The organism is Pseudomonas saponiphila (assembly GCF_900105185.1).
GTDB classification, from domain to species: domain Bacteria; phylum Pseudomonadota; class Gammaproteobacteria; order Pseudomonadales; family Pseudomonadaceae; genus Aquipseudomonas; species Aquipseudomonas saponiphila.
In genome coordinates, this window is the sequence record NZ_FNTJ01000001.1 from 2,599,991 (window position 1) to 2,622,900 (window position 22,910).

General features: G+C 64.0%; 19 protein-coding genes and 1 tRNA gene. 12 read left to right on the forward strand and 8 right to left on the reverse strand.

All coding sequences use genetic code 11. From position 1 onward, the window contains the following. Positions 1-162 precede the first annotated feature (162 nt). From BLV47_RS12215 to BLV47_RS36730, 8 genes are all read right to left on the reverse strand, one after another. Positions 163-1,581, reverse strand: coding sequence for a sigma-54 interaction domain-containing protein (locus BLV47_RS12215; RefSeq protein ID WP_092313867.1), 1,419 nt, complete (start codon positions 1,579-1,581; stop codon positions 163-165). A gap of 238 nt (positions 1,582-1,819) precedes the next feature. After that, entirely contained in the window at positions 1,820-3,394 is a 1,575-nt protein-coding gene (locus tag BLV47_RS12220) for an ABC transporter ATP-binding protein (RefSeq protein ID WP_092313870.1), read from the reverse strand. 14 nt (positions 3,395-3,408) lie between these two features. Next, positions 3,409-4,431 carry an ABC transporter permease gene (locus BLV47_RS12225; RefSeq protein WP_092313872.1) on the reverse strand — a complete coding sequence of 341 codons (1,023 nt, stop codon included), beginning with the start codon at positions 4,429-4,431 and terminating at the stop codon, positions 3,409-3,411. Then, entirely contained in the window at positions 4,431-5,492 is a 1,062-nt protein-coding gene (locus BLV47_RS12230; protein ID WP_092313874.1) for a microcin C ABC transporter permease YejB, read from the reverse strand. The genes BLV47_RS12225 and BLV47_RS12230 overlap by 1 nt, the downstream gene beginning before the upstream one ends. Next, positions 5,492-7,354, reverse strand: coding sequence for an extracellular solute-binding protein (locus BLV47_RS12235; protein WP_092313876.1), 1,863 nt, complete (start codon positions 7,352-7,354; stop codon positions 5,492-5,494). Before BLV47_RS12235 ends, BLV47_RS12230 begins: the two co-directional genes overlap by 1 nt. A gap of 131 nt (positions 7,355-7,485) precedes the next feature. Further along, a complete protein-coding gene (locus tag BLV47_RS12240) occupies positions 7,486-7,767 on the reverse strand; it encodes a peptidylprolyl isomerase (RefSeq protein ID WP_007924449.1) in 282 nt (93 codons plus the stop codon). 193 nt (positions 7,768-7,960) lie between these two features. Further along, complete coding sequence (locus BLV47_RS12245; protein ID WP_092313878.1) at positions 7,961-9,052, reverse strand: 3-deoxy-7-phosphoheptulonate synthase; 1,092 nt, start codon at positions 9,050-9,052, stop codon at positions 7,961-7,963. A gap of 347 nt (positions 9,053-9,399) precedes the next feature. Continuing rightward, positions 9,400-9,534 (reverse strand): hypothetical protein, encoded by a 135-nt coding sequence (locus tag BLV47_RS36730; RefSeq protein WP_279626575.1) that lies wholly within the window; start codon positions 9,532-9,534, stop codon positions 9,400-9,402. Between the two features lie 159 nt (positions 9,535-9,693). Between BLV47_RS36730 and BLV47_RS12250 the strand changes: the two genes are divergently transcribed. The 12 genes from BLV47_RS12250 (at position 9,694) to BLV47_RS12305 (ending at position 22,907) form a co-directional block, all read left to right on the forward strand. After that, complete coding sequence (locus BLV47_RS12250; protein ID WP_092313880.1) at positions 9,694-10,449, forward strand: carbon-nitrogen hydrolase family protein; 756 nt, start codon at positions 9,694-9,696, stop codon at positions 10,447-10,449. Then, positions 10,449-10,901 carry a GNAT family N-acetyltransferase gene (locus BLV47_RS12255; protein ID WP_092313882.1) on the forward strand — a complete coding sequence of 151 codons (453 nt, stop codon included), beginning with the start codon at positions 10,449-10,451 and terminating at the stop codon, positions 10,899-10,901. Before BLV47_RS12250 ends, BLV47_RS12255 begins: the two co-directional genes overlap by 1 nt. Positions 10,902-11,072: 171 nt before the next feature. Continuing rightward, positions 11,073-11,714: a response regulator transcription factor GacA gene (gene gacA / locus BLV47_RS12260; protein ID WP_011061841.1), complete on the forward strand. Its 642-nt coding sequence runs from the start codon at positions 11,073-11,075 to the stop codon at positions 11,712-11,714. A gap of 1 nt (position 11,715) precedes the next feature. Next, positions 11,716-13,539, forward strand: coding sequence for an excinuclease ABC subunit UvrC (uvrC, locus tag BLV47_RS12265; protein ID WP_092313884.1), 1,824 nt, complete (start codon positions 11,716-11,718; stop codon positions 13,537-13,539). 32 nt (positions 13,540-13,571) lie between these two features. Further along, positions 13,572-14,132: a CDP-diacylglycerol--glycerol-3-phosphate 3-phosphatidyltransferase gene (pgsA, locus tag BLV47_RS12270; protein WP_011061839.1), complete on the forward strand. Its 561-nt coding sequence runs from the start codon at positions 13,572-13,574 to the stop codon at positions 14,130-14,132. 65 nt (positions 14,133-14,197) lie between these two features. Then, positions 14,198-14,273: transfer RNA gene (locus BLV47_RS12275), tRNA-Gly, on the forward strand. A 312-nt stretch (positions 14,274-14,585) separates the two neighbouring features. Further along, positions 14,586-15,371 carry an SIR2 family NAD-dependent protein deacylase gene (locus tag BLV47_RS12280; protein WP_092313886.1) on the forward strand — a complete coding sequence of 262 codons (786 nt, stop codon included), beginning with the start codon at positions 14,586-14,588 and terminating at the stop codon, positions 15,369-15,371. Positions 15,372-15,539: 168 nt separating this feature from the next. Then, positions 15,540-17,393, forward strand: coding sequence for a LodA/GoxA family CTQ-dependent oxidase (locus BLV47_RS12285; protein ID WP_092313888.1), 1,854 nt, complete (start codon positions 15,540-15,542; stop codon positions 17,391-17,393). Beyond that, on the forward strand, positions 17,390-18,544 hold the full coding sequence (locus BLV47_RS12290) for an NAD(P)/FAD-dependent oxidoreductase (protein WP_208605262.1): 1,155 nt from the start codon (positions 17,390-17,392) through the stop codon (positions 18,542-18,544). Before BLV47_RS12285 ends, BLV47_RS12290 begins: the two co-directional genes overlap by 4 nt. A 323-nt stretch (positions 18,545-18,867) precedes the next feature. Then, entirely contained in the window at positions 18,868-19,287 is a 420-nt protein-coding gene (gene speD / locus BLV47_RS12295) for an adenosylmethionine decarboxylase (protein ID WP_016964572.1), read from the forward strand. A gap of 306 nt (positions 19,288-19,593) precedes the next feature. Then, complete coding sequence (locus tag BLV47_RS12300; protein ID WP_092313890.1) at positions 19,594-21,093, forward strand: alkaline phosphatase family protein; 1,500 nt, start codon at positions 19,594-19,596, stop codon at positions 21,091-21,093. Next, a complete protein-coding gene (locus BLV47_RS12305) occupies positions 21,093-22,907 on the forward strand; it encodes a B12-binding domain-containing radical SAM protein (RefSeq protein WP_092313892.1) in 1,815 nt (604 codons plus the stop codon). The genes BLV47_RS12300 and BLV47_RS12305 overlap by 1 nt, the downstream gene beginning before the upstream one ends. The last annotated feature ends 3 nt before the right edge of the window (positions 22,908-22,910 follow it).

A 22,910-nucleotide genomic window follows, 5' to 3' on the forward strand; every position in this document is an offset into this window, starting at 1 on the left:
CGGAGTTGTTTGTCTCTGCTTTGAGACTTTTTTGGCTTGGCCAGCCTCTTCGCTGGCAAGCCAGCTCCTACAAAGGTTGTGCAAAGCATCGTAGGAGCTGGCTTGCCAGCGAAAAGCGCGCAGCCCGCGCGGTAGATTCTCCAAAAAGAGATTTGTGTCTCTTTATTGAGATTCGGCAATCCCCAAGGCCGCCATTTTCTTGTACAGCGTCGAGCGCCCCAGCCCCAGGCGCCGGGCCGCTTCGTCCACCTTGCCGGCGCATTGCGCCAGGGTGGCGCTGATCAGTTGCCGGTCGAAACGCTCCCGGGCCGCGGCGAAGGTTTCCTGGCTCGGCGACTCGGCCGCCAGCGGGGCCGCATTGCGCTGCGCCGGGCTGAAGTTGCCGATTGCCGCGCGAATGTCCGCGGCATTGAGTATCAGGTCATCGCTGAGCAGTGCCGCCCGTTCCAGCACGTTGCGCAGTTCGCGGATATTGCCCGGCCAGGCGTGTTGCGCCAGCAGGGCCAGGGCCTCTCGATCCAGTTCATGCTGGCTGCGCAGGTCTTCGAGAATCCCTTCGCTCAGGGCTGGCAGGTCGTCCAGGCGCTCGCGCAGGGCCGGCACCTGGATCGGCAGCACGTTGAGCCGGTAGTAGAGGTCGGCGCGGAACTCGCCACGCTTGATCGCCGCTTCCAGGTCGGTGGAGGTGGCGGCGATGATCCGCACGTCGCTGTGGATCACTTCGTTGGAGCCCACCGGTTCGAACTCCTTCTCTTGCAGCACCCGCAGCAGCTTGCTTTGCAGGGGCAGGGGCATGTCGCCGATTTCATCGAGGAACAGGCTGCCGCCCTGGGCGATCTGCAACTTGCCGGCACGGCCCTTGCGGTCGGCGCCGGTGAAGGCGCCGGGGGCGGTGCCGAAGAACTCCGCCTCCAGCAGGGCTTCGGGAATCGCCGCGCTGTTGATGCTGACAAAGGGCTTGTGGGCCCGGGGCGAGGCAGCATGAATGGCCTGGGCCAGCAGCTCCTTGCCGGTGCCGGTTTCACCTTGCAGCAGGATCGGCGACTCGGCGCTGGCCCCACGGCGGGCACGGCGCTTGACCTCCAGGCTGGCGGCGCTGGTGCCGATGAAATGGGCGAAGTTGTACTTGGTCTGCCGGGCCCGCAACAGGGAGCGAGTGGAGGCCAGTTCTTCCTGCATGCTCAGGTAGCGCTTGAGCATCGGCGACAGGCTGCGCAGTTCGTCGAACAGGGCGAAGCCGATGGCGCCGATCACCGTGCCGGCGGCGTCGTGGATCGGCAGGCGCATCACCACCAGCGGTTCCTTGGGGGTGTCCTGCATGTCCAGCAGGATCGGGCGACCGCTGCGTACCACTTCCCGCAGCAGGCTGCCGGGTATCACGCTTTCGCAGGGCTTGCCGATGGCGAAGGCGGCGGACTCCAGGCCGAAGCGCCGGGCGTAGCGCTCGTTCATCCAGACGATATTGGCGTCGCGGTCGACGATCACCGTGCCTTCACTGGACTGCTCGATGATCTCGAACAGCGAGCGGATCGCCAGTTGGCGCACACGCTGGTAATCCTTGAGGCTTTCGCTGTCGTTCATGGCGGCATCCTGAAAATGGGCGCCAGGGATTATGCCCGATTTGACGTCGCCGGCTTGCCGGCGAAGGGGGCTTTGGGTTGAGCGGTGGTCTTGCGGGTGTCTTCGCTGGCAAGCCAGCTCCTACGGTGATGGCGGGGGTTGTAGGAGCCGGCTTGCCGGCGAAGGGGCCTTTGGGTTGGGCTGCGGTCTTGCGGGTGTCTTCGCTGGCAAGCCAGCTCCTACAGGGGGGAGTTGCGGGTCAGCTGGGGTGGGCGGCGGCCAGCAGCTCCTGGGTGTAGGGGTGCTGCGGGTTGGCGAAGACTTCATGGCTGGCGCCGCGCTCCACCACCTGGCCGTCCTTGATCACGATCATGTCGTGGGCCAGGGCCCGTATCACCGCCAGGTCATGGCTGATGAACAGGTAGGTCAAACCGTACTTTTCCTGCAGTTGGCGCAGCAGGGCCACCACTTGTTTCTGTACGGTGCGGTCCAGGGCCGAGGTCGGTTCGTCCAGCAGGATCAGCGCCGGCTTGAGTACCAGGGCCCGGGCAATGGCGATGCGCTGGCGCTGGCCGCCGGAGAATTCGTGGGGGTAGCGGTGGCGGCTGTCGGGATCGAGGCCGACTTCCTCCAGGGCGCGGATCACCTGTTCATCGCACTGGCGGGCATCGTACTGGCTGTGCACTTCCAGGCCTTCGCTGATGATCTGCGCCACCGACATGCGCGGGCTGAGGCTGCCGAAGGGGTCTTGGAACACTACCTGCATCTGCTTGCGCCAGGGCCGCAGTTGCTTCTGGTCGAGGCCATCCAGGGCCTGGCCCTGGAAGCGGATGCTGCCCCGGGAATCCAGCAAGCGCAGGATCGCCTGGCCCAGGGTCGACTTGCCCGAGCCGGACTCGCCGACGATGCCCAGGGTCTTGCCTTGCTCCACGCTGAGGCTGATGTCGTCCACCGCTCGCAGGTAGTCTTTGCGCCGGAACAGGCCGCCGCCGATCTGGAATTCGACGCTCAGCCGATCCACTTCCAGCACGGTTTCCCGGCTGTCGCGGCACAACGGCTGGCCTTCGGGCTCGGCGTGCAGCAGTTCGCAGCTGTAGGGATGTTGTGGGGCGTTGAACAGGGTGTCGCAGTCGGCTTGTTCGACGATTTCCCCGGCCTTCATCACGCACACCCTTTGGGCGATGCGTCGTACCAGGTTGAGGTCGTGGCTGATCAGCAGCAGGGACATGCCCAGGCGCTGCTGCAGGGATTTGAGCAGCAGCAGGATCTTGCGCTGCACCGTCACGTCCAGGGCCGTGGTGGGTTCGTCGGCGATCAGCAGTTCCGGCTCGCAGGCCAGGGCCATGGCGATCATTACCCGCTGGCGCTGGCCGCCGGAGAGCTGGTGCGGGTAGGCCTTGAGCCGTTCCCGGGGCTTCTGGATGCCCACCAGTTCCAACAGTTCAAGGATCCGCGCCTGGGCCTGTTTGCCGCCCAGGCCGCGATGCAGCAGCAGGGTTTCGCCGATCTGCTTCTCCACGCTGTGCAGCGGGTTGAGGGAGGTCATGGGCTCCTGGAAGATCATGGCGATGCGGTTGCCCCGCAGCTTTTGCAGGGTTGCCGGATCGCTGCCCATCAGTTCCTGGCCACGGTAACGCACGCTGCCGGAACTGTTGCAGCCGGTCTGCGGCAACAGTTGCAGGATCGAGTGGGCGGTCACCGACTTGCCCGAGCCGGACTCACCCACCAGGGCCAGGCATTCGCCGGGGCGGATGTCCAGGCTCAGGTCGCGGACCACGGTCTGGGCGCCGAAGGCCACGTTGAGCTGGCGGATTTCGATGAGGTTGTCAGTCATGTCTAGAGTCCGCTTCAAGATCGTGGATCAAAGGCATCGCGCAACGCTTCGCCGATAAACACCAGCAGCGAGAGGATCAGCGCCAGGGTGAAAAACGCCGTCAGCCCGAGCCACGGCGCCTGCAGGTTCTGCTTGCCCTGGCCGATCAGCTCGCCCAGGGAAGCGCTGCCGGCGGGCATGCCGAAGCCGAGGAAGTCCAGGGCGGTAAGGGTCGAGATGGCGCCGGTGAGGATGAACGGCAGGTAGCTCAGGGTGGCGTTCATGGCATTGGGCAGGATGTGCCGCAGGATTACCTTGCGGTCGCTCAGGCCCAGGGCCCGGGCGGCCTTGACGTATTCCAGGTTGCGCCCACGCAGGAACTCGGCGCGCACCACGTCCACCAGGGCCAGCCAGGAGAACAGCGCCATGATTCCCAGCAACCACCAGAAGTTCGGCTCGACAAAGCCCGAGAGGATGATCAGCAGGTAGAGCACCGGCAACCCGGACCAGACTTCCAGCAGGCGCTGGCCCAAAAGGTCGACCCAGCCACCGTAATAACCTTGCAGGGCGCCGGCGGCGATGCCGATCAGGGCGCTGATGGTGGTCAGGGCCAGGGCGAACAGGATCGACACCCGGGCGCCGTAGATCACCCGCGCGGCCACGTCCCGGGCCTGGTCGTCAGTGCCCAGCCAGTTGACCTGGCTCGGCGGGCTGGGGGCCGGCTGGGTCAGGTCGTAGTTGGGCGTGTCTTCGCTGAAGGGGATCGGCGGGAACAGCAGCCAGCCACCGTCCTTGCGGATCAGCTGCTGCACGTAGTCGCTGCGGTAGTCGGCCTGGAACGGCAGCTGGCCGCCGAACTCCTGCTCGGTGTAGCGCTTGAACACCGGGAAATACAGCGAGCCCTGGTAGCTGACCACCAGCGGCTTGTCGTTGGCGATCAGCTCGCCACCCAGGGTCAGGATGAACAGGCCGATGAACAGCCACAGCGACCACCAGCCGCGGCGATTCTGCTTGAAGCGGTCCAGGCGCCGGCGGGCCACGGGAGAAAGCTTGAGCATCAGGCGTTCCTCGCGGCGAAGTCGATGCGTGGGTCGACCAGGGTGTAGCACAGGTCGCCGATGAGTTTTATCAAGAGGCCGAACAGGGTGAAGATGAACAGCGAGCCGAACACCACCGGGTAGTCCCGGGACACTGCGGCCTCGTAGCTCATGCGCCCCAGGCCGTCGAGGGAGAAGATCACCTCGATCAGCAGGGAGCCGGCGAAGAACACGCTGATGAAGGCCTGGGGAATGCCCGACACCACCAGCAGCATGGCGTTGCGAAATACATGCCCATACAGCACCCGGCGTTCGCTCAGGCCCTTGGCCCGGGCGGTGACCACGTACTGGCGGGTGATCTCGTTGAGGAAGGAGTTCTTGGTGAGGATGGTCAGGGTGGCGAAGCCGCCGATCACCAGGGAGCTCACCGGCAGCACCAGGTGCCAGAAGTAGTCGGCGACCTTGCCCAGGGTGCTCAGTTGCTCGAAGTTGTCCGACACCAGCCCGCGCACCGGGAACCAGTTCAGCGAGGTGCCGCCGGCGAACAGCACGATCAGGAACATGGCGAACAGGAAGGCCGGCATGGCGTAGCCGATGATGATCGCGGTGCTGCTCCAGATGTCGAAGTGGCTGCCGTGGTGCACCGCCTTGCGAATCCCCAGGGGGATCGACACCAGGTAGGTGATCAGGGTCGCCCAGAGGCCGAGGGAGATGGTCACCGGCATTTTTTCCAGGATCAGGTCGGTGACCGTGGCGCCGCGGAAGAAGCTCTTGCCGAAGTCCAGCCGGGCGTAGCTTTTGAGCATCAGCCACAGGCGTTCATGGGCCGGCTTGTCGAAGCCGTACTGTTTCTCGATGTCCTGGATCAGCTTGGGATCGAGGCCGCGGCTGGCTCGCGAGCCGCTGTTGCTCATGGCATCGGCGGAGCCGCCGACCGCGCCGCCGCCGATCCCTTGCAGGCGGGCGATAGCCTGTTCCACCGGGCCGCCGGGGGCGGCCTGGACGATGACGAAGTTCACCAGGAGGATGATCAGCAGGGTCGGAATGATCAGCAGCAGGCGTCGCAGGATATAGGCCGGCATCAGTGGTGCCCTCCGGGTTGGCCACGGCGGACCAGCTCGGCGGCCATCTGTTCATTGGTCAGCGCGGTGCTGCTGACTTCCCACCAGCTTTCGATGGCTTCGTCGTTGCTCGCCGGCACCTTGGGCTTGCCGAAGCGGTTCCACCACACCGTGGAGGTGCCGGGCGGGTAGTAGTTGGCGATCCAGTAGTAGTTCCACTGCAGCACCCGGTCCAGGGCGTGAGCGTAGCGCAGCATCTCCGGCTGGCTGGTGGCTTTCACCAGGCCGTTGAGCAGGCTGTCCACCGCCGGGTTCTTGAGCACCATGTAGTTGTTGGAGCCGGGGTCGTTGGCCGCGGCCGAGCCGAAGTAGTTGTACAGCTCCATGCCCGGCGAGGTGGTCACCGGGTAGCCGGTGACGATCATGTCGTAATCCCGGGCCATCAGGCGGTTGACGTATTGCGAAGGGTCGATGCGGCGGATGTTCAGGCTGATGCCGATCTGCGCCAGGTTGCGCTTGTAGGGCAGCAGCAGGCGTTCGATGGAGCCCTGGGTGATGAGGAAGGTGAAGCTCAGGGGCTCGCCTTCGGCATTCACCAGCTTGTCGCCATCGGCTTTCCAGCCGGCCTGTTCCAGCAGGGCCAGGGCCTGCAGTTGCTTGTCGCGGATGACTCCGCTGCCGTCGGTCTTCGGTGCTTCGAAGACCTGGGTGAAGACTTCGTCGGGGATCTGCCCGCGCAGCGGTTCGAGGATCTTCAGTTCCTCGGCGTCTGGCAGGCTGCGGGCTGCCAGGGAGGTGTTGGAGAAGAAGCTCTGCTGGCGGATGTACAGGTTGCGCATCATCTGCCGGTTGCTCCATTCGAAATCCCAGAGCATGGCCAGGGCCTGGCGTACCCGGCGGTCCTGGAACACCGGTCGGTCGAGGTTGAACACGTAGCCCTGGGCCGGTTGCGGCGCCGACTGGGCCAGGTGGGCCTTCTGCAGGCGGCCGTCGCTCAGGGCCGGGCTGTCGTAGCCGATGGAATAGCCGGTGGCGGAGAACTCGCGGTTGTAGTCGTAGGCGCCACCGCGCAGCACTTGCCGGGCGACGTCGATATCGCCGAAGTACTCGACGCTGAAATGATCGAAGTTGTACAGGCCGCGGCTCACCGGCAGGTCCTTGCCCCACCAGTCGGGGTTGCGGGCGAAGGTGATGCTGTTGCCCGAATCCACCTTGGCCACCCGATAGGGACCGCTGCCCAGGGGCGCTTCATAGCCGCCGCCTGCGGCGAAGTCGCGACTCTTCCACCAGTGTTCGGGGAACACCGGCAGGGTCGCGATATCCAGGGGCAGGGTGCGGTTTTCGTTGCTCTTGAAGTCGAAACGCACCACCCGCGGCGATTCCACGGTGACGCCTTTGACGTCCTCGAACTGGGTGCGGTAGCGCATGCTGCCCTGGGTCATCAGCAGGTCGTAGCTGTAGCGCACGTCTTCGGCGGTGATCGGTGTGTTATCGGCGAAGCGGGCCTTGGGGTTGAGGTAGAAGCGCAGCCACAGGCCGTCTTCGGCGCGCTCCATCTTTTCTGCCACCAGGCCGTAGACGGTGTAGGGCTCGTCCAGGGAGCGCAGGGCCAGGGGCGAATAGACCAGGCCGTCGAGCTGGGAGACGCCGATGCCCTTGTCTATATAAGGCAGCACATGGTCGAAACGGCCGATCTCGATGGCCGAGCGGCGCAGGGTTCCGCCCTTGGGGGCCTGGGGGTTGACGTAGTCGAAGTGGCTGAAGCCCTGGGGATACTTGGCTGGTTCGCCGTAGACGGTCATGGCGTGTTGCGGTGCCGCCTGGGCGCCCGAGGCTCCGAGCAGCAGCGCGGTGAACAGTACGGAGGGGAAAAGCAGTCGCATTGTCAGCCTTACGAGCCGGGTGATCGATGACCACGATTTGTACGCTAGCGGCCTGTGACTGGCCAGCCGCTTCTACAAGCGCAACGGCCCACCAGGAGGCGGGCCGTTGAGCAGACGCAAGCGCGAGGGGATCAGTCCTGGCGGCTGGTGACTTCCAGCAGGTGGTAGCCAAACTGGGTTTTCACCGGGCCTTGCACCACGTTGACCGGGGCGCTGAACACCACGGTGTCGAATTCCTTGACCATCTGGCCCGGGCCGAAGGAGCCCAGGTTGCCGCCGTCGCGGCTGGACGGGCAGGTGGAGTTCTTTTTCGCGACTTCGGCGAAGTCGGCGCCGGCTTCGATCTCGGCTTTGAGTTCGTTGCACTTGGCTTCGCTGGCAACCAGGATGTGACGGGCAGTGGCTTTGGCCATGGGTGTTGCTCCTTTCAAGAAAGTTGAGAGCCTACCGGATTCAGGTGGCTATTTCTTGTCAAAGTTCCTGCAAAGCGTTGCCGCCCGGCGGGTGTTGTAGGAGCCGGCTTGCCGGCGAAGAGGCCTTTGGAGCGGGCGGTGCTCTTGGCGTCGTCTTCGCTGGCGAGCCAGCTCCTACAGGGGCGGGCGGTGCTCAGGCGGGGACGGCAGCGACCTTGTCTGCCCGCTGCAGTTGTTGCGCGGCAGTGCGCAGCAGTTGCTCGGTGGCGGCCCAGCCCAGGCAGCCGTCGGTCACCGAAACGCCGTAGCGCAGCTGACCGCTCAGGGGCTGGCAGCCTTCGAACAGGTGGCTTTCCAGCATCACGCCCATCAGCGAGCGATCACCCTGCAGGCGTTGCTCCAGCACTTCGTTGAACACTGCCGGCTGGCGCAATGGGTCCTTGCCACTGTTGGCGTGGCTGCAATCGACCATGATCCGCGCCGGGATCTTCAGTTTGTGCAGGTCGCGCTGGACCTGGGCCACGCTCTGGCGATCGTAGTTCGGCCCGCTGTGGCCGCCCCGCAGCACCAGATGAGTGTCGGGGTTGCCTGGGGTCTGGATGACTGCCGGGTGGCCCTGGCTGTCGACGCCGAAGTGACGGTGCGGGTGCGCCGCCGAACGCATGGCGTCACAGGCGATGGCGACGCCGCCGTCGGTGCCGTTCTTGAAGCCCACGGGCATCTCCAGGCCGCTGGCCATTTCCCGGTGGATCTGCGATTCGGTGGTGCGGGCGCCAATGGCCACCCAGCTCAGCAGGTCGTCGAAGTAGCCGGCGGCCATGGGTTGCAGCAGTTCAGTGGCGATCGGCAGGCCCAGGCGCAGCATCTCGCGCATCAGGTCCCGGGACAGGCTCAGGCCAGCGGCCATGTCGTCGCTGCCATCCAGGCGCGGGTCGTAGGCCAGGCCTTTCCAGCCGACGGTGGTGCGGGGCTTTTCCACGTAGGCGCGCATCACCAGGAACATCTGCTCGCTCACCTCTTCGGCCAGACGGGCCAGGTTGGCGGCGTATTCCAGGGCCGATTGCGGGTCGTGGATGGAGCATGGGCCGACCACTACCAGCAGGCGTGGGTCGCGACCTTCGAGAATGGCGCGCACCGCCTGGCGGTGGCTGGCAACTTGCTGGCTCAAGGCCTGGGACAGCGGCAGTTGCTGCTTGAGCTCGAGGGAGCTGGGCAGGCGCCGGGTCAGGGGTTCATTGGCGCTGACTTGGGCGGACAGGGGCAGAGCGGATACGGATGAGTTCATGTGCGGTCTTCCTGGGCGGGCGGCGGGTGATGTCCCGCGCGCGGCCCTACTGGGGTGTTCGACAATTGGCCGTACTGGCCATCTGTGTGCAATTGCCACCGGTAGGTGACCGATCGGAGGCGGCAGGCTGTCCCGAGCGGAGGCTGCTAAATCGCCAGGCGGAAAACATGTCGTAGCGGTAATAGGTGGCGTAGTTCATGGGGCAATCCTCGGTAAGTTCGGTGTGTTGCGTAAAAGTCGTGGTTGAAAACGTGGTGCCGGAAAAAACAAAACCCCCGGTCGGGAGGCCGACCGGGGGTTGAGATTTCTCTGGTAGGCGACCCGTCAAAGTGGGCGCCGGTTGGGTATCAGGCGCGCCAGTGGCTAAACCAATACCCAAAATAAAAATTGACCGGAGCCAGAGTGCCGTTGACCCAGGCAGCCGCGACCGAGCGCAGTACGCTGGCGGTGTGGCGATGCAGGGAAAGGGTCTGGGACAGCATGGGGTTTCTCCGTGAAGTGGGGCGAGCTTACTAGAGGCCAGGGCCGCGATTCAATCAGTAATTTCTATGGGCGCGGTTGTCTTGGGCGATGGATTAAGCGGCGCCAGGATTTATGCCACACTCGCCGCTCCCCCCTCGTTGCCTCGCCAAGGAATCTCCATGACCGTGCTGACCCTCGCTGCCGCCCAATCGGTGTCCATTGCTGGCGACTGGCTGGGGAATCTCGCCCGGCATCAGCATCTGATGCGGCTGGCGGCGCAGCAGGGGGTGCAGGTCCTGGTGTTTCCCGAGCTGTCCCTGACTGGTTATGAGCCACAGCTGGCCGCGCAACTGGCGCTGGCCCCGGATGCCCCGCAGCTGCAGCCGTTGCGGGACCTGGCCCGGGAGCTGCGGCTGACGGCGGTGGTGGGCTTGCCGATTCGCCTGGTCGAGGACGGGCCGGTGCTGATCGGGGCGCTGGTGCTGGCAGCCGACGGCTCGCTGGCGGTGTACAGCAAGCAGCATCTGCATGCCGGGGAGGAGCGCTTTTTTGCCCCCGGCTCTGGCGGGGCGCCGCTGCAACTGGCAGAGGCAAGGTTGGCCCTGGCGGTGTGTGCGGATTTTTGCCATGCCAGTCATGTCCAGGCCGCAGTGGCGGCCGGTGCCGACATCTATGCCGCCGGAGTGCTGATCAGCGAGGGTGGTTATGCCGCCGACAGTGCGTTGTTGCAGGGTTATGCCCGGGAGCACGGCATTGTGCTGTTGATGGCCAATCATGGCGGTCCCAGCGGGGGTTGGGCCTGTGCCGGGCGTAGCGCGATCTGGGGCCCTGACGGCCAGTTGCTGGGCGCCGTGGAGGGGGTTGGCGAAGCGCTGCTGATTGCCCGCTGTGTTGCCGGGCAATGGCAGGCCCAGGTTGTGCCGGTGGCCGGCTGATGAATGCGCTGCAATTGCGCCCGGCGTCAGCGGCCGACCTGGCCTTCGCCCGGGACCTGACCCGCTCGACCATGCTCGGCTACTACATCCGCAATGATCTGCTATGGCTTGATGAGGCTTTCGATGTGGCCTGGGCCGGTCGCGAGAACCTGTTGATCTGCCAGGCAGACGAGGTGCTGGGCTATGTCAGCCTGAGTCGGGACCTGCGGGCCCTTTATATTCGTGAATTGCATGTGCAGCAGGCATGGCGCGGGCGTGGGGTTGGCGCCTGGACCCTGGCGCGGCTGCTGGAGCGGGCGCGTCAGGAGCACCTTGGGCTGTTGCGCCTGACGGTGTTCAAGGGCAACCCGGCACAGCGTCTGTACCAGCGGATGGGTTTGAAGGTGGTGGGGGAGGAGGAGTGTTTCTGGCGTATGGAGCGTCCTACTGTCGCAGGCGCCGATCCTGGGTAGAGGGCCCCGGGCTGTCGGGGCCTGAAGGTGCCAGGCCGTCCGCGGTCGGGCAGGCGCTGTCGCTTTATCGCTCGCCGATGAATTTTATATAGCGCTTGTGATTAGGTTTGTACGTCGCTTTTTTGCTAAGGTGTCCGGCAACCTTTAAAGACCAAATCGCGAGGTGTCTGCTTGATTAGGGTGCTAGTAGTCGATGACCATGATCTCGTTCGTACGGGCATTACACGAATGTTGGCTGACATCGATGGCCTGCAAGTAGTCGGGCAGGCGGAGTCAGGGGAAGAATCCCTGCTCAAGGCGCGGGAGCTGAAGCCCGACGTCGTCCTGATGGACGTCAAGATGCCCGGGATCGGAGGTCTTGAAGCCACGCGCAAACTGCTGCGCAGCCATCCGGACATCAAGGTCGTGGCGGTGACTGTCTGCGAAGAGGATCCGTTCCCGACACGCCTGCTGCAAGCCGGCGCGGCGGGCTACCTCACCAAGGGCGCGGGCCTCAACGAAATGGTCCAGGCGATTCGCCTGGTATTTGCCGGTCAGCGTTACATCAGCCCGCAGATTGCCCAGCAACTGGTCTTCAAATCGTTTCAGCCTTCCAGCGACTCGCCGTTTGACGCTTTGTCCGAGCGTGAGATTCAGATCGCGCTGATGATTGTCGGCTGCCAGAAAGTGCAGATCATCTCCGACAAGCTGTGTCTGTCGCCGAAAACCGTGAACACCTATCGCTATCGTATTTTCGAGAAGCTCTCGATCAGCAGCGATGTCGAGCTGACGCTGCTGGCGGTTCGTCATGGCATGGTCGATGCCAGCCTCTGAAATGACCGACCTGTTTGATCCCAGCGCTTTTCTTTCTACCTGCAGTGGCCGTCCTGGCGTGTATCGCATGTTCGACAGCGATGCACGCTTGCTGTACGTCGGTAAAGCCAAGAACCTGAAAAACCGCCTGTCCAGCTACTTCCGCAAGACCGGCCAGGCACCGAAGACCGCCGCCCTGGTGGCGCGTATTGCCCAGATCGAAACCACCATCACCGCCAACGAAACCGAAGCACTGCTGCTGGAGCAGACGCTGATCAAGGAATGGCGGCCGCCGTACAACATTCTGCTGCGCGACGATAAATCCTATCCCTATGTGTTCCTTTCGGACGGTGATTTTCCGCGATTCAGCATCCATCGTGGGGCGAAGAAGCAGAAGGGCAAGTACTTCGGCCCTTACCCTAGCGCCGGCGCGATCCGCGAAAGCCTCAGCCTGTTGCAGAAGACCTTCATGGTTCGCCAGTGCGAGGACAGCTACTACAAGAACCGTACCCGACCCTGCCTGCAGTATCAGATCAAGCGCTGCAAGGGGCCTTGCGTAGGCCTGGTGGAGCCTGAAGTGTATGCCGAGGACGTGCGCCACTCGGTGATGTTCCTGGAAGGGCGCAGCAATGCCCTGACCGATGAACTCTCCAGCGCCATGGAAGCGGCCGCTGCCGCCCTGGATTTTGAAAAGGCCGCCGAACTGCGGGACCAGATCTCCCTGCTGCGCCGGGTCCAGGACCAGCAGAGCATGGAAGGCGGCACCGGCGATGTGGATGTGGTGGCAGCCTTCGTCAACCCGGGCGGCGCTTGTGTGCACTTGATCAGCGTGCGGGGCGGGCGGGTGCTGGGCAGCAAGAACTTCTTCCCCCAGGTGGGCATCGAGGAAGACGTGGCGGAAGTCATGTCGGCCTTCCTAGGCCAGTATTTTGTCAGCAGTCCGGAGCGCGACCTGCCTTCCGAGCTGATCGTCAACGTGGTGCATGACGACTTCCCGACCCTGATCGCTGCCATTGATGAGTTGCGCGGGCGCGAGCTGACCATCAGCCATCGGGTCCGTGGCACCCGGGCGCGCTGGCAGCAATTGGCGGTGACCAACGCTGAACAGGCCCTGAGCGCGCGCCTGGCCAACCGTCAGCATGTCGCGGCGCGATTCGAAGCCCTGGCCGAAGTGCTGAACCTGGATGAGCCACCGCAGCGCCTGGAGTGCTACGACATCAGCCATTCAAGCGGCGAGGCCACTGTGGCGTCCTGCGTGGTGTTCGGCCCGGAAGGGCCGCTGAAATCCGATTACCGGCGCTACAACATCGAAGGCGTCACCGCCGGCGACGATTATGCGGCCATGCACCAGGCCCTGACCCGACGCTTCAGCAAGCTCAAGGAAGGCGAGGGCAAGCTGCCGGACATTCTCCTGGTGGACGGCGGCAAGGGGCAGCTGTCCATGGCCCGTGACGTGCTCAACGAGCTGGCGGTGCCGGACCTGATTCTCCTTGGCGTGGCCAAGGGCGCCACGCGCAAGGCCGGTTTCGAAACCCTCTACCTCAATGATGCGGCCCACGAGTTCACCCTCAAGGGCGACTCCCCGGCCTTGCATCTGATCCAGCAAATCCGCGATGAGGCTCACCGCTTCGCGATCACCGGTCACCGTGCCCGACGCGGCAAAACCCGGCGCACCTCGACCCTGGAAGGGGTGGCGGGCGTCGGACCCAAGCGTCGACGTGATCTCCTTAAACATTTTGGTGGGTTGCAGGAACTGTCCCGTGCCAGCATCGACGAGATTGCCAAAGCACCGGGGATCAGTAAAAAGCTCGCAGAGTTGATTTATGCAAACCTGCACAGCGAGTAGAATGCCCCATCACCTCGTAGCCAGTTGTGCCGATGAATATCCCGAATCTGATCACCGTTCTACGCGTCCTGCTCATCCCGATTTTCATATTGCTGTTCTATTTGCCCTATAGCTGGAGCTACATGGCAGCCAGTTCAGTGTTTGCCTTCGCGGCCGCCACGGACTGGCTCGACGGGTATCTGGCGCGACGCCTGCAGCAGAGCACGCCATTCGGCGCGTTCCTCGACCCCGTGGCCGACAAGCTGATGGTGGCGGTGGCCCTGGTGCTGCTGGTGCAAGAGCATCACAACCTGTGGCTGACCTTGCCCGCCGCGGTGATCATTGGCCGTGAAATCGTCATTTCGGCGCTGCGCGAGTGGATGGCCGAACTCGGCGCCCGGGCCCAGGTGGCGGTGTCCAACATGGGCAAATGGAAAACCGCGGCACAGATGCTGGCGTTGGTGATTCTCCTGGCCAACCCTTCGGATTTCAGCTTCTGGGTGTTGGTGGGTTACGCCTTGCTGCTGGCGGCGGCGGGCCTGACCTTGTGGTCCATGCTGCAGTACCTGCGGGCTGCCTGGCCGCACCTGAAAACTGACAACGAGAAAAAATAAGTTTTTTTGAATCAAAGGCTTGACGCGCATTCGGATTTCTATAGAATGCGCAACACCAAGACGTTGCGGGAATAGCTCAGTTGGTAGAGCACGACCTTGCCAAGGTCGGGGTCGCGAGTTCGAGTCTCGTTTCCCGCTCCAAACATAGCGCTGCAGAGTTCCACGAATTCTGCAGTGATCGCAAAAAGGACCTTCGGGTCCTTTTTGCGTTTCCGTGCCTGGCGCCGGCACTTGCTCCTCTCCAGCTCCCCGCCAATCCAGGGTCGAGCCCTTTCCAGATCTGTCCTCATCACCTCAGCTGGCATCGGATGAATTTACAGCGCGGCGCTACCAGCATGAGCTTCGCTGCTCGCTGCGCTTTGTTTTCCGATCAACCATGAGTGCCTAAGCTGGGACCATGGGGCTTTCCCATGTTTACTGAACAGTCGTCGCTGCAGAGCCAAGGAGTGTCTCGTGAGCCAAATGCAAAGAGCTGCCGATGTTCTACGCAGGTCCAAGAAAATCGTTTTTTTCTCGGGCGCGGGCATCTCGGCCGAGAGCGGAATACCGACGTTTCGCGACAAACTAACCGGGTTATGGGCCAAGCACGACCCTCAACGCCTGGAAACAGCCGACGCCTTTGAGGAGAACCCAGCTCTCGTATGGGGCTGGTACCTGTGGAGGCGACACCAGGTGAGCGGGGCGAAGCCAAACCCAGCCCACCTGTGCATTCCCCGGTTTCAAGATGCCGGCTGGGAGGTGTCCGTCATTACCCAAAATATCGACGACCTGCACGAGCGGGCAGGTTCATTGGACGTGGTTCACGTTCACGGCAGCTTGATGGACGCGAAATGCTTTGCATGTCACCGGCCAGGCGAATTGACACCTGACCAGCTGAGGGTTGCTGAGGAAGGGCAGTTGATCGAGCCTCCGCGGTGTGACCATTGCAACGCAAGGCTTCGGCCGGGGGTGGTCTGGTTCAGGGAGAAGCTGCCCGAGGACGCGTGGCGATCCGCAGTAAGGCGTGTGAGAGAGTGTGATTTGCTGATTTCCGTGGGGACTTCCGGCGTAGTCATGCCGGCAGCAGGCATTCCGGAAATGGCGCTCGCAGCCGGGGCTGCGGTGATCCATGTCAACCTTGAAGAGGTTGGCTTGGTTGGCGCGGACGAAATAATGCTCAAAGGAAGTGCTGGCGTGGTCCTGCCTGCGCTGCTCCGAGCGGCAGGGGCAGAGGCCATCCCCGATCACCACTCATGCTGATGCGCCCGGCGGCTCTGCCGGGCCTGTGCGTCGTCAATGTCGCGATCTTCCCCGGCGTTATCTCGGATTCTGTCCGCAGGAACAACGTGGATTTTGTCCTTCGCTATGCTTGATCTGCTAGGCCGATACGAACAGCGGATTGTGTTTTTCCACAGGAAGGGAAGAGCTATGAGCAAGAAGCTTGGAAATGCGGACATCGTCTACGCAAAAATTCACCCGTCCATAGGGATCGCGCGGGTCGGAAACTCCATGCAAGAGGATGGCTTCTATATCGGGCCACAGGTCGTGGAACCGGCACCGAAGCCGCCAGGGTTCTACCGGGACGCCACTGGAGCCTTGAAGCGCGAAGTCGCGGAATTTCGCCTCTACGGCTATGACGCCCATGGCAAGGTGGTTCGCGAGTTGCTGATGGAAGAGGGCGTGCAGATCAGCTGGTCGGTGGAACTGGCCAACCGCAAGGCTGCCTGGTACCGCTTTGAACTGGCGATGGATATTCCCGAGGCGCTCACGGCGCCGCCGTCGACGCGCCGCAATGCCGCGGTGAGCGAGCGCAGTACCCTGGCGATACTCCCCGGAATACGCAGCGTCGATGCCCCCAATGCCCAGGGCGACCACTTGCGATTTGACGGTGGCACCTGTTTTGGCATCGAGGTCCCCCTGGGCGAGTTGCGCACCGATGGTTGCGGGCGCTTGAGGGTATTCGGCGGCCATGGGAAGTCGGCCTCGTGCGACGGCCAGGCGCCTACGGATTTCGCCAACAACGACGGATGGTACGACGACACCAGCGACGGTCCGGTGACCGCCCGGGTCCGCCTCGGCGAGCGGGAGTTGCAGGTGGCTCCGGCCTGGGTGGTGGTGGCGCCGCCCAACTACGGCCCGCAGCAGAAATCGGTGCGGACCCTGTATGCGTTGATGACCGACGTGGCGATCCAGGCCGGACTCCTGCCCACCCCGACCAGGCCTTCGTTTCGAGATGACATCTTGCCCATCCTCAAGGCCATGTGTGACCTGCAGTGGATGAACGCCGGCTTCGCCGCCGGTTTTGGCCATGGCATGGCGCAGCATTTCCTGGACCCGGATTACCTGCACAAGCTCGCGCAGCCAGGCAGCCTCTACGCCGAAATGCGGCGCACGGTGGCCAACGCTTTCCGCAATCCGGCGGACCAGGATATTTCGCTCAAGCCCTGGCCTTGGGTATACGGCGACGCGATGGACATCCCCATGCCGGCCTCGCCACGGGCGATGAACGCCTTGACCGCCACCCAGCTGAGGATGCTGGAACTGTGGGCCAGGGGCGATTTCCGCGCCGACTATTACCCTGTCCACGAGCCGGTGCACAGCCTCGATCAAGTATCCGTAACGGCACAACCGGCCATGCTCGACCGCGCCGCGCTGGAGTTCTGCCTGGCCGACGCCTTCCATCCCGGCTGCGAAATGACCTGGCCGGTACGGCATGCATCGATGTACATGGAGCCTTATCGCTGGCGCCACCGCGCCGCCGACAATCCCGAGCCGGACTACGGCAAGACGCTGACCGTGGCCGAGGCCCTGTCCTATGACGGCCCCTTGTATGCCCAGTTTCCTGGAGCGATCACCCGCTGGATGGCGATTCCCTGGCAGACCGACACCGCCAGTTGTCGCTCCGGCTACGACAAGCAATACGATCCCTATTTGCCGACCTTCTGGCCGGCCCGGGTGCCGAATCAGGTCTTGAGCGAGGAGAACTACCGCAAGGTCAGGGATACCACGCTGGATCGTGAAGAACGCCTGGCGGCCTTTTGGCAGCGTTCCGAGTGGGACCGCACGCTGGGTGCCGGGGCCCAGCACCAATTGCAGGTGATGGTGGAACACTTTGATCGGCAGGGGATCGTCGAGGTGCGCGAGGGCGTCGCCGACGATCCGGACTTCCCGCCGGTGATGCAGGTCGAGGATCGTGGCGGTGACGACCTGAGTCGCGAGGAGCGCAAACTCACCGACAGCGGCATGCGCAGGGCCTTCATGAGCGGGACGTTGAAACCGTGAGCGCAACGGCTCGGCCAGCGCTGGAGAGCCATTGCGATGTCATCGTGTTCGGCGCCGGGCCAGCGGGCTCGGCGCTGGCCCACAGGCTGGCGCCAAGGCACCGCGTGCGAGTACTGGAGCGCAGCCTGCCGAGCCAGTCCTCGCCCGCTGCACAAGCCTGGCGCATCGGTGAGTCATTGCCCGGCGCGGCAGCGGTGCTGTTGCGCCGACAAGGGCTGTTGGAGCGTTTTCTGGCGGACGGCCATGCACCACGCGGCGCCAGTGTTTCAGTGTGGGAAACCCCGCAAGCGGTGTGGTTCGATGCCCTGCGTGACCCCAACGGCCCTGGCTGGCACCTGGACCGTGTGCGGTTCGACGCGATGCTGCGCAACGCCGCAGGCGCAGCGGGGGCGGTCTTCTCGGCGGTAGCCGGAGGTGTTCAGGTGCGGCGCGAAGGTGGGCGCTGGCAGGTGCAAGATGAACGCACAGGGCAGTGCTACAGCGCCCGAGCCCTGGTGGACGCCACGGGCCGCAGCGCGGTCCTGTGTCGCGCTTTGGGCCTGCGCCAGCAGACGCAGGACCGCCTGCTCTGCGTCCATGCCCGGCTTCCGGCGCTGGCACAGGACCAGGATCGTTGCACGCGGACCTGCGCGGATGTGGACGGCTGGTGGTACAGCGTGCGCCTGCCCTCGGGCGATCGGGTGCTGGCCTACCATCTGGATGGGCGGGATCCGGCCCTGCAAGCGTTGCGCAACGGGCCGGCGCTGCTGAGCCACGCCAGGCGCCTGCCGCTGTTGGCGCCGGTGCTGCCCGAGGCTGTTGCGTCCCTGGCAACCCGGGTGCGACCGGCCGGCAGCGTGCTCTTGAATACCGCCGACGGGGTGCCGGGACCGGGCTTCTACGCCGTCGGCGATTCGCTGCTGGCTTTCGATCCGCTGTCATCCCAGGGGTTGTTCCATGCCCTGGCCTCGGCGGAAAGCGCGGCCACGGCGATCGAGGGGGAATTGGCCGGCGACCCGCGCGCCGGCCAGCACTACTTTGTGCAGATGCGCGAGGTGCAGGCCCGCTATAGCCAGCACCTGGCCGCCACTTACGCCCGGCCCGAGCGTTACCGCGAGCGCCCGTTCTGGGCGCAACGGCGCGCTCCGTTGCAGGCGCCGCCAGCGCAATGAACCGCTCCGGCGGCCGCCTCATGCGCCGCCGCTCACGGCAAACAGGCACCGGGCGCCCTGGCGGCGATTCCGCATCAACCCTGGGGGGAGCAGTGGGGCAGAAGACCGGCGAACGGTCTGGCGCCGGCGATGAGCTGTGCAAGACGGCTCGGAAACAATTGGAATAATTTGCTCACAAACTCAAATAACCCCACGAACGCAATTGTGGATCCGCGGGCGCTGGCTGCCCCATCATCGGAGCCCTGCAAGCAGTGCAGTGGGGCTCCAGCAGCCATTTATTCACCGACCATCGCTACCCGCCTGTGTCGATACAGGGATGTCATATGAACCCGGATGCCAATGCTTTTTTTGGAAGGCACACCCTGGGCGAGCTCTATCAGATCTCTCCCGAAAAGCTCAACGACCTAGAGGCCCTGACCCGGTTGCTGTGCGCAGCATCCGTCGAAGCGGGGGCCACCGTGTGCGGCACCATGACCAAGCGCTTCGAGCCCCAGGGGGCGACGGTGCTGGTGATGCTGGCGGAGTCCCATGCTTCCTTTCACACCTATCCCGAGCACGGTGCGCTGTTTCTCGACATCTTCACCTGTGGCACCACCTGCGATCCGGTCAAGGCCTTCGACTACATCTGCGCCAGCCTCAAGTGCGATGTGCGAGCGATGAAGATCGTCGAGCGCGGAGCGCTGGGCGGCGACAGTCGAGCGGCCCGGCCGGCGCTGGCCAGCCAGGGGCTGCACAGTCACTGAGCGGGCCCCCTGGGGAAGGCAAGACGCTCGCAGGTTCGGCGGCTGATGAACAGCCGGTGAATACGCTGAGCAAGTTTGTTGCAAGTTGATGTTTGTTACAGGGGAGCTTGTTCATCCAGGCCATGTCGCTTGGTTGTGCCATTGCCATTGATTGAACTGTCCATTTGCAAGTTGCACTGCATCTTTCAAGTTTGAAAGAGCAGAACCTTGATTGATTGTTTTTATAAGTGGTTATAGGCCAGTGGTCGGCCGGTGCCTGTTCGTAACCTGCTGTTCATTATGTTTATCTCTTGGGAGTGAGTGATCATGGAAGATCAAAAGTTGAAGTTGCTGGTCTTCGGTGTCGATGGCGCCTCCCATGCCGTGCTCCAGCAATTGATGGCGCGGGGCCTGTTGCCCAACTTCAGCGCGCTGCGTCGGCGCGCCGCCCACGGGGTGTTGCAATCGACCTTTCCACCCCATACCGCACCGGGCTGGGCCTCCATGTTTACCGGGGTTTCCCCGGGTGAGCACGGGATCTACCAGTTCTGGTCGACCCACAGCGCCGACTATCGTTTCCGCGCCATGAATGCCGCCGATTACGGGCGCGAACCCTGCTGGCTGACCTTGCAGCGCCATGGCCTGAAAGTCGGCGCTTATAACATTCCCATGACTCACCCGCCGGCCGACTTGCAGGGCGGCTACATGATCAGCTGGCCCCTGGCCAAGACTTTGAGATATACCGCTCCCGGCAACTTGATGCATGAACTGATGCAGGCGGGGCTGCACTATCATTCCGATCTGGTCACCATGTATCGCGGCCAGGAAGATTATTGCGAACAGGCGCGAAAGTTTATCGATGGTCGCGCCGAAACTTGCTGTTTTCTGCAAAAGAACCGGCCGGTCGATGCACTCTTCGTGGTCTTTACCGAAGTCGACCGGGTCAGTCATTACTATTGGGGCGATGCCCAGGCCCCCAGCGCGGCGGTGGAACAGTGCTACGTCGACATCGACCGGGCGCTGGGCACCTTGCTGACCCTGACCGACGACCAGACCCTGGTGGTGGTGGCTTCCGATCACGGCTTCGGCCTGTGCGAGGCCGACTTCAGCGTGCACGAATTCCTCCAGCAGCATGGCCTGCTGGCCACCCGTTTCGAACGACAGCAGGACGGCGCCGAGACGGCGCACGACGATCCGGGCGCGCGCTCCTGGTTCGACGACCCCGCCAGCTACCGGCGGCTGATCGACTGGTCGCGCACCGACTTCTACATGCCCACTCCCGGCTGCTTCGGCCTTAACGCCAACCGGGTGGGGCGCGAGGCCCAGGGCCGCCTGACCGACGAGCAGTTGCCGGCCGCCGAAGAGCGCCTCAAGCGCGCCCTGGCCCAGGTGCTCGACGATCAGGGCCAGCCCTGGTTCAGGCTGGTCCGCGCCGACCAGGTCTATGCCGGTGCGCGGCTGACGGATGCCCCGGACTACCTGCTGATCCCCAGGGACTTCAGCGTCATGCCGACCCCGAGCCTCACCGGGCAGGTCTGGAGCACGCCGACCCAGCGCGGGGTGCATCGCCCCGACGGCATCGTCTTCATCCGCGGTTCGAACTTTGCGCAAGACGCCGCGCTGCAAGCGCGGATCGAAGACATCTACCCGACGATCCTCGCCCACCTGGGGCTGCCGGTGCCGGAAGGGCTCGAAGGCCACTGGCTGCTGGAACCGCCCCAGGAGCCCCGGCGCGAGCCCGGGCGCAAAGGCAGCGGCGGGCCCCGCATGAGTGAAGAAGAGCAGCGCTTCATGGACAGCCAATTACAGCAAATTGGGTACTTTTAATGGAAACCGTGCCGTTCACCAACGCCGCCGAAGGGCTGATTCCCCTGACCAATCTGGCCGAGTCGTTTGACGCGCCAGCGGCCAATCCACTGCATTCCAGTGTCGACTTCCGCAAGCCGCAGCCCATGCGGGTGTGCTTCCCGGTGCTGCTCGACGGCGACCTGGTGATGAGCTCCGAGCACCTGGGCGTCAGTTACCTGGTGTCGATCCTGCGGGACCTGGGGGCCGAGTGCCTGGTGGTCGAGGTCAAGTCGATCCAGCACGGCGACGAGATCGCCATCGCCGAGGTGGTGGCTTTCAAGCCCGACCTGATCGGGTTCTCCCTGACCACGGTCACCGTCAGCCACGCCACCGCGTTCGGTGCGGCGTTGCGTGCGGCGCTGGAGCCGCGGGTGGCCTTTCTGGCCGGCGGTCCGCTGGCCACCTTCCTCGGCTCCAAGCTGTTGAGCAACCCCAACTGGAGCTTCCTCGACGCCCTGGTGCGGGGCGAGGGCGATGTGCCGCTGGTGCGCTACGTGGAAGCCTTCTGGGATCACGGCGACTACGCCTCGGTGCCTAGCCTGAGCTGGCGCGAGGAGGGCGGGTTCGTCATCGACAACCCCATCGGCAAACCGCTGCCGGAACTGGACATGCTGCCCGAACCGGCCCGGGATCAGTTCGAACTCAACCATGGCAAGCTGCCTTACCTGCGCCTGGCCACCACCCGCGGCTGCACCGCTCGCTGCACCTTCTGCAACGCCCCCCACGCCGGCAACAAGATCAACCCCGGCAAGCTGTGGCGGGCCAGGACCCCGGACAACATCGTCGATGAAATCGAGCGCCTGTATCACAAGTACAACTTCAACACCTTCGACTTCGTCGACTCCACCTTCGAAGACCCGGGTGGCGCGCCGTTCGCCAAGCAGCGCATCGCCGACATTGCCCAGGGCGTACTCGATCGCGGCCTGAAGATTTATTACAACTGCTGCATGCAGGCCAAGAACTGGCACGCCGAGGACCAGCCGCTGCTGGACCTGCTGTACCGCTCGGGCCTGGAAAAGGTGCTGATCGGCATCGAGTCGGGTTCGCAGATCGGCCTGGACCGCTGGAAGAAGAAATCCACGGTCGAGGACAACAAGCGCGCCATCGAACTGGTGCGCGGCGCCGGCATCTACGTGGCCTTCGGCTTCATCGCCTACCACCCCTGGTCGACCTTCCAGGAGATCCGCGACAACAACCTCTTCCTGCGCCAGTACATGGGCTACAACCTGCGCCGCTACACCGTGCGCCTGGAGCTCTATCCCGGTGCCGAAGCCGTGGAAACCCTGCGCGCCGAAGGCAAGCTGCATGACGACTTCGACGTCTCGCTCAACGCCCTGAGCTACGACTTCGAAGACCCGCGGGTGCGCCAGCTGTCGTCCATCAGCGCCTTGCTCTACGGCGAGAGGTACGCCTCGGAAATGGTCATCGAAAAGGAACCGGCGGTGTTCGAATTCGAGACATACGACATCGTCATGCACACCTTCATGTCGCGCCTGCGCCGGGCGGTGCTGGATGACCCCCGGGGCCTGGCGATCCTCCAGGCGGGGGAGGCCAAGGCCGCCGACCTGCGCCGGCAGATGAGCGACTTCAACTACGAGCTGATTTCCCAGATGACCGACCTGGCCGAAGAGGGAACCCTCACCGAGGCCTATGCCCACGAACGGCGGCCCCAGGTCGAGCAGTTCTACCGGGGCAAGCTCGGCGAGCTGCGCCAGGTGCAGTTGGGCATCAGCATGCAGCTGCACCGCGCGGGCCTGAGTCTGCGCGACATCCAGTTCAGCAAGGAGTCCTGAGCC

Bases quoted from the DNA above. Each gene is read 5' to 3' on its own strand.
- BLV47_RS12285 (WP_092313888.1), top strand. From the start codon at position 15,540: ATGAGCAAGAAGCTTGGAAATGCGGACATCGTCTACGCAAAAATTCAC.
- speD (WP_016964572.1), top strand. From the start codon at position 18,868: ATGAACCCGGATGCCAATGCTTTTTTTGGAAGGCACACCCTGGGCGAG.
- BLV47_RS12255 (WP_092313882.1), top strand. From the start codon at position 10,449: ATGAATGCGCTGCAATTGCGCCCGGCGTCAGCGGCCGACCTGGCCTTC.
- BLV47_RS12230 (WP_092313874.1), bottom strand. From the start codon at position 5,492: ATGCCGGCCTATATCCTGCGACGCCTGCTGCTGATCATTCCGACCCTG.
- BLV47_RS12305 (WP_092313892.1), top strand. From the start codon at position 21,093: ATGGAAACCGTGCCGTTCACCAACGCCGCCGAAGGGCTGATTCCCCTG.
- BLV47_RS12250 (WP_092313880.1), top strand. From the start codon at position 9,694: ATGACCGTGCTGACCCTCGCTGCCGCCCAATCGGTGTCCATTGCTGGC.
- BLV47_RS12225 (WP_092313872.1), bottom strand. From the start codon at position 4,431: ATGCTCAAGCTTTCTCCCGTGGCCCGCCGGCGCCTGGACCGCTTCAAG.
- pgsA (WP_011061839.1), top strand. From the start codon at position 13,572: ATGAATATCCCGAATCTGATCACCGTTCTACGCGTCCTGCTCATCCCG.
- BLV47_RS12300 (WP_092313890.1), top strand. From the start codon at position 19,594: ATGGAAGATCAAAAGTTGAAGTTGCTGGTCTTCGGTGTCGATGGCGCC.
- BLV47_RS36730 (WP_279626575.1), bottom strand. From the start codon at position 9,534: ATGCTGTCCCAGACCCTTTCCCTGCATCGCCACACCGCCAGCGTACTG.
- BLV47_RS12240 (WP_007924449.1), bottom strand. From the start codon at position 7,767: ATGGCCAAAGCCACTGCCCGTCACATCCTGGTTGCCAGCGAAGCCAAG.
- BLV47_RS12245 (WP_092313878.1), bottom strand. From the start codon at position 9,052: ATGAACTCATCCGTATCCGCTCTGCCCCTGTCCGCCCAAGTCAGCGCC.
- uvrC (WP_092313884.1), top strand. From the start codon at position 11,716: ATGACCGACCTGTTTGATCCCAGCGCTTTTCTTTCTACCTGCAGTGGC.
- BLV47_RS12235 (WP_092313876.1), bottom strand. From the start codon at position 7,354: ATGCGACTGCTTTTCCCCTCCGTACTGTTCACCGCGCTGCTGCTCGGA.
- BLV47_RS12220 (WP_092313870.1), bottom strand. From the start codon at position 3,394: ATGACTGACAACCTCATCGAAATCCGCCAGCTCAACGTGGCCTTCGGC.
- BLV47_RS12215 (WP_092313867.1), bottom strand. From the start codon at position 1,581: ATGAACGACAGCGAAAGCCTCAAGGATTACCAGCGTGTGCGCCAACTG.